Origin of the sequence: Sphingomonas sp. Leaf4 (assembly GCF_920939515.1) — a bacterium.
In the GTDB taxonomy this organism is placed as follows: Bacteria; Pseudomonadota; Alphaproteobacteria; order Sphingomonadales; family Sphingomonadaceae; genus Sphingomonas.
On sequence record NZ_CAKLBB010000030.1, the window covers coordinates 1 to 4,504 of the forward strand.

Sequence of the window (4,504 nt, forward strand, 5' to 3'; positions counted from 1 at the left end):
CGGAAGCCGTAGAACAGCGCGCCCTGTGCCACCTGCCGACCCATCATGTCCGTGATCCCCCTACCGCCTTGCAGGAGTGAATCACGCCCTCGTCACCATCGCAAGCAGCCGTTTTTCAACAGCCTCGAACGGTTGGGACACCGTCTGCGGTGGCCGCTTCGACCATTCCGATCCCGAAAGCGGACAGGCAGGAAAGTACCCAATTCAGGACGTTGCGGGTCATGTGGGGGTCACTGCACGAAAGTGAAGTTTACGTACGCTAGGATCGAACGAACGGCGAACGCGGACGGTCCTAACGTCTGAAGGGAATGACGACAGCCTGATCGAGGAAGACGCGCATGCCTTCTTCTTTAACGGTCTGGCGGAAGGCGGCATGAGCCGCATCGTCGGTCGCGAAGAGGTCATCCCACACCGTGGACGTTCCATTCTCATTTTCCACTTCGAGCGACCAACCCGGCTCATTTTCGAGCCTTATGATATTTACACTCACGGTGATGCCCTGCTCTGTAACGACGCCGGATAGGCTCGAAGTGACGATGTTGGGGTCGCGTTCGTGCATCACTCTTTCCTCATGCTTTGCTACGGTTTGGCAGCGGCGCCTTCGAGCGCCTTGTAGAGCGCTGTTTTACCGACTTTGAGCCGCGTGGCCGCCTCCCGGACCGTCAGGCCTGCCGCGATATGATCGCGCGCCTTGCGCAATTTGTCAGGCGTGATGACCGGACGCCGACCGCCAAGGCTCCCCCGTTCCCGCGCAGCCTTCAAGCCGGCGTTGGTGCGCTCGCGGATCAGGTCGCGCTCGAACTGGGCGAGCGAGCCGAAGATGTTGAACACGAGCATCCCGCCCGACGTGGTGGTGTCGATCTGCTCGGTGAGCGATCGGAAACCAACGCCACGCGCGGCCAGTTCGCCGACCTTTTCGATCAGGTGGCTCATTGAGCGACCGAGGCGGTCCAGCTTCCATACAACTAGCGTGTCACCGCCACGTAGATAGGCCAGGGCCTCGGCAAGCCCCGGCCTATCAGTTTTAGCGCCGGACGCATGGTCGTCGAAGATGCGCTCGCATCCGGCCGCGTTGAGCGCGTCGTGCTGTAGCGCCAGCTTCTGGTCGCCGGTCGATACCCGCGCATAGCCGATCAGCGCCACGGTCGGTTCCGATCTGTCCGTTTTCCCATCGATTTGCATTCTTGTCCGAATCGCCATCGCGGGTCCAGAGTTGACGGACATATTCATGCTGGCCGCCAGAGGACCGTCTGACGGACAGTGCGGGAAAGGTCGTGACGCATGGCAAGACGGCAGTTGCTGACACGCGAAGCGCTCGGCTCACATTACGATCCTCCAACCGACGAACGGGAGATCGCCCGTCACTTTACCCTCAGCCGTGAGGATCTCGATCTTGTCAGCGAACGACGTGGAGCGCCAAGCCGCCTCGGGTTCGCGCTGCTGCTGCTTTACATGCGTTGGCCGGGCCGCGTGCTGGAAGCCGGTGAGAAACCGCCGAGTGCCATCCTCGCCTTTGTCGGCGATCAGGTCGACGCGCCGGCAAAGGCGTTCGACGATTACGCCCGTCGCGATGAAACCCGCCGCGGGCATCTCGCCGATCTCATGCAGCGGTTCGGCTATACCGCTTTCGACCGTAACCACTTTCGCGAGATCGTGGCGTTCGCGATGCCGGTCGCGCAGACCGTCGCGCAGCCTCTCTTGCTTGCCGGCACCGTGATCGACGAGTTGCGTCGGCGACGGGTACTACTGCCGCCCCCGGCTGTCATCGAGGCAATCGTCAGGCACGCGCGCCAGCAGGCCGAACAACTCACCCATGAAATCCTGACCAGCGGCATTGAGCCTGACAAGCTCACGATGCTCGATGCCTTGCTGACCCGGCGGTCGGATCAGGGAACGACATGGCTGGCCTGGCTGCGCAATGCGCCGCAATCACCGGCACCGCGCAACATCCTGCGGCTGCTGGAACGGCTCGATCATGTCCGCAACCTCGGCCTCGACCTTGCGCGCGCCGCCATGATCCCATCAGCGACATTCGACCGGCTTGCCGACGAGGCGGTACGGATCACGCCGCAGCACCTCGGCGAACTGACCCCGCTACGCCGCCATGCGACACTGGCGGCCGCAACAATCCGCCTTGAGGAAAGCCTCACCGACGCGACGCTCACCATGTTCGATAAGCTTCTCGGCAGCATGGTACGCCGGGCGGAAAACCGAACGCGCGACAAGGCAATCAGGACGGTGCGCGAGATGCAGGGGCATCTGCGCACCCTGACCAACAGTTGCCGCGTGCTCATCGACGCACACGCCAAGGGTATCGACTCCCTCGCGCGTCTCGGCCCGTTCGACTGGGAACGGTTCGGCTCCGCCGTCGATCAGGCGGAAGTCCTGGTCCGCCCCGAGACGATCGACCGCACGGCCGAACTTATTGAGCGGCATCGCACGGTGAAGTTGTTCGCCGGGCAGTTCCTGCGGGCGTTCGAGTTTCGCGGTGCCGGGCCGGTGCAGGGAATTCTCGACGCGCTCGCCATCATCGCTGATCTCTACCATACTGGAAAACGACGCCTGCCTGACAAGGTGCCGCTGCGCTTCGTGCCGGCGGGCTGGCGTCCATTCGTAATCCGTAACGGTGTCGTTGATCGCGCGGCCTATGAACTCTGCGCACTGTCTCAGCTTCGCGATCGGCTGCGGGCCGGCGATATCTGGGTGGCAGGCAGCCGACAGTTTCGGGATTTCGACAGCTATCTCATTCCGCCCGCTACCTTCGCAGCGTTGCGCGAGAAGGGGCCACTTCCGCTCGCGATCGCGACCGGGTTCGTATCTCATATCAAGGATCGCCGTGAACGCCTGAACCGCGCGATCGAACGGGTAACGGTGCTGGCCCGGCAGGGCGAACTGCCGCAGGTCCGGCTCGACGAAAACGGGCTGATGATCTCCCCTTTGAAGGCGATCACACCGCCCGCCGCAGAGGTCGCCCGCCGCACCGCCTATGACCGTCTCCCCCGCGTGAAAATCACGGATATCCTGCTCGATGTGGATACGTGGACCGGCTTCGGCGACTGTTTTACCCACCGGCGATCAGGCCGTCCGGCCGACGACCGTAATGCGTTGCTGACCGTGATCCTTGCCGATGGCATCAATCTCGGCCTGACCCGCATGGCGGACAGTTGCCGTGGTGCCAGTCTGCGCCAACTCGCGCATCTGCATGACTGGCACATCAGCGAAGCCGCCTATGGCGAGGCGCTCGGACGACTGATCGAGGCGCATCGCGCGATGCCGCTTGCCGGATTATGGGGCAGCGGCATCAGCTCGTCGAGCGACGGACAGCAATTCCATGCCGGCGGGCGGGGCGCTGCGATCAGCGATATCAACGCGCGCAACGGCAACGAACCCGGTGTGTCGTTCTACACTCATATCTCGGACCAGTATGACCCGTTCGGCTCGCGCGTGATCGCCGCGACCGCGGGCGAGGCTCCCTATGTCCTCGACGGTTTGCTGTATCACCAGACCGGGTTGTCGATCGAAGAGCATTATACCGATACGGGCGGCGCGTCCGACCATGTGTTCGGGCTGATGCCGTTCTTCGGCTACCGCTTCGCGCCACGCTTGCGTGATATCAAGGAGCGCCGCCTGCACCTCCTGCCCGGGCAGGAAGCGGGGCCGTTGCTTGCCGGCATGGTTGGCGATCCGATCGCGCACGACCACTTAGCCGCGCATTGGGACGAACTGCTGCGGCTCGCCACCTCGATCCGAACCGGAACCGTCACCGCGTCGGCTATGCTGCGCAAGCTGTCCGCCTATCCGCGCCAGAACGGTCTGGCATTAGCGCTGCGCGAGCTCGGACGGCTCGAACGCTCGATCTTCATGCTCGACTGGTTGCAGGACATTGATCTGCGCAGGCGCACCCAGGCGGGGCTGAACAAGGGGGAGGCGCGCAACGCGCTTGCCCGCGCATTGTTCTTCAACCAGCTCGGCGAGCTGCGCGACCGCCAGTTCGAAAATCAGTCTTACCGCGCCTCCGGCCTCAACTTGCTGGTCGCCGCGATCATCCTGTGGAACACACGCTATCTCGAACGGTCACTGGCCGACATGGGAGCGCCGGACGATATTGCCCGCCATATCGCACCGCTGGGCTGGGAGCATATCGCGCTCACCGGCGACTATAGCTGGGAGCGGGACGATAGGCCGGCACCGGATCAGCTCAGGCCGCTACGCATCTCGCCCTCGCTCTTGGCAGCTTAGCCCTTTGTATGACCTGATACGCCCAAGTCGGTGATAGCGAGTAAATTGACCGTTCTCGAAAGCGGACATTTCGAACCACGGTTCTGACACTTCGCGCCGCGCAAGAATACGTGGGCCTGCGGCAGCTTCACAACCGTCCGAGGCTGTTGAAAAACGGCTGCTTGCGATGGTGACGAGGGCGTGATTCACTCCTGCAAGGCGGTAGGGGGATCACGGACATGATGGGTCGGCAGGTGGCACAGGGCGCGCTGTTCTACGGCTTCCG

Annotated in this window: 3 protein-coding genes; 1 reads left to right on the forward strand and 2 read right to left on the reverse strand. The window is 63.1% G+C overall.

Features of this window, described 5'->3' with window-relative positions:
• Positions 1–292: 292 nt before the first annotated feature.
• Together LRA89_RS20320 and LRA89_RS20325 are read right to left on the reverse strand one after the other, a co-directional pair.
• Positions 293–559: a hypothetical protein gene (locus LRA89_RS20320; RefSeq protein WP_037529330.1), complete on the reverse strand. Its 267-nt coding sequence runs from the start codon at positions 557–559 to the stop codon at positions 293–295.
• 20 nt (positions 560–579) lie between these two features.
• Positions 580–1,143 (reverse strand): recombinase family protein, encoded by a 564-nt coding sequence (locus tag LRA89_RS20325; RefSeq protein ID WP_137898443.1) that lies wholly within the window; start codon positions 1,141–1,143, stop codon positions 580–582.
• Between the two features lie 138 nt (positions 1,144–1,281).
• Here LRA89_RS20325 and LRA89_RS20330 point away from each other — a divergent pair, with 138 nt between their 5' ends.
• Positions 1,282–4,239, forward strand: a complete 2,958-nt coding sequence (locus LRA89_RS20330; protein WP_230772832.1) for a Tn3 family transposase — start codon at positions 1,282–1,284, stop codon at positions 4,237–4,239.
• Positions 4,240–4,504: the final 265 nt, after the last annotated feature.

What these genes read in the sequence shown, in the direction of transcription:
- LRA89_RS20320 (WP_037529330.1), bottom strand. Translation starts at nt 559, where the DNA reads ATGCACGAACGCGACCCCAACATCGTCACTTCGAGCCTATCCGGCGTC.
- LRA89_RS20330 (WP_230772832.1), top strand. Translation starts at nt 1,282, where the DNA reads ATGGCAAGACGGCAGTTGCTGACACGCGAAGCGCTCGGCTCACATTAC.